1 rRNA gene is annotated in these 1,726 nt (G+C 50.5%); it reads right to left on the bottom strand.

Annotated elements, in window-relative coordinates:
- Positions 1–85: 85 nt before the first annotated feature.
- A 16S ribosomal RNA gene (locus EDD62_RS09120) occupies positions 86–1,634 on the bottom strand.
- Between the last annotated feature and the right edge of the window lie 92 nt (positions 1,635–1,726).

Genomic DNA, 1,726 nt, shown 5'->3' on the forward strand with positions numbered 1-1,726 from the left:
TATTCATAAAACATTCAAAACTAAATCAAGAAAGTCTGTCGCTAATTCCTTCAAGTGACCTCGTCACTCACTCCATATTCCTTAGAAAGGAGGTGATCCAGCCGCACCTTCCGATACGGCTACCTTGTTACGACTTCACCCCAATCATTCGTCCCACCTTCGACGGCTGCCTCAATGTTAGCCCACCGGCTTCGGGTGTTACGAACTCTCGTGGTGTGACGGGCGGTGTGTACAAGACCTGGGAACGTATTCACCGTGGCATGCTGATCCACGATTACTAGCGATTCCACCTTCATGTAGTCGAGTTGCAGACTACAATCCGAACTGGGAATAGTTTTATGGGATTTGCTTCATCTCACGACTTCGCCACCCTTTGTTCCTATCCATTGTAGCACGTGTGTAGCCCAAATCATAAGGGGCATGATGATTTGACGTCATCCCCACCTTCCTCCGGTTTGTCACCGGCAGTCACATTAGAGTGCCCAACTCAATGATGGCAACTAATGTTAAGGGTTGCGCTCGTTGCGGGACTTAACCCAACATCTCACGACACGAGCTGACGACAACCATGCACCACCTGTCTCTCTGCCCCGAAGGGACACTTTATCTCTAAAGTTGTCAGAGGATGTCAAGATTTGGTAAGGTTCTTCGCGTTGCTTCGAATTAAACCACATGCTCCACCGCTTGTGCAGGTCCCCGTCAATTCCTTTGAGTTTCAACCTTGCGGCCGTACTCCCCAGGCGGAGTGCTTAATGCGTTTACTGCAGCACTAAGGGGCGGAAACCCCCTAACACTTAGCACTCATCGTTTACAGCGTGGACTACCAGGGTATCTAATCCTGTTTGATCCCCACGCTTTCGCACCTCAGCGTCAGTTTCAGACCAGAGAGCCGCCTTCGCCACTGGTGTTCCTCCATATCTCTGCGCATTTCACCGCTACACATGGAATTCCACTCTCCTCTTCTGTACTCAAGTTCCCCAGTTTCCAATGACCCTCCCCGGTTGAGCCGGGGGCTTTCACATCAGACTTAAGAAACCGCCTACGCGCGCTTTACGCCCAATAATTCCGGATAACGCTTGCCACCTACGTATTACCGCGGCTGCTGGCACGTAGTTAGCCGTGGCTTTCTGGTTAAGTACCGTCATCCATCGATCATTTCCTATCCATGGTGTTCTTCCTTAACAACAGAGCTTTACGATCCGAAAACCTTCTTCACTCACGCGGCGTTGCTCCGTCAGACTTTCGTCCATTGCGGAAGATTCCCTACTGCTGCCTCCCGTAGGAGTCTGGGCCGTGTCTCAGTCCCAGTGTGGCCGATCACCCTCTCAGGTCGGCTACGCATCGTCGCCTTGGGGAGCTCTTACCTCTCCAACTAGCTAATGCGCCGCAGGTCCATCTTTATGTGACAGCCGAAACTGCCTTTTACTTCTGCTTCATGCGAAGCTAAATCTTATCCGGTATTAGCCCCGGTTTCCCGTGGTTATCCCAGTCATAAAGGTAGGTTACCTACGTGTTACTCACCCGTCCGCCGCTCGTTTCATTGAAGGTGCAAGCACCTTCGAAACGCGCTCGACTTGCATGTATTAGGCACGCCGCCAGCGTTCATCCTGAGCCAGGATCAAACTCTCAAATTAAAAGTTTGCCTTGCTTCTCTTCATCCCTTTAGGGAATGACTCTTCTATCGGAATTAACGTTGACTTTCTTGATTTAGTTTTCAATGTTCTAT

The organism is Abyssicoccus albus, from assembly GCF_003815035.1.
GTDB classification, from domain to species: Bacteria; Bacillota; Bacilli; order Staphylococcales; family Abyssicoccaceae; genus Abyssicoccus; species Abyssicoccus albus.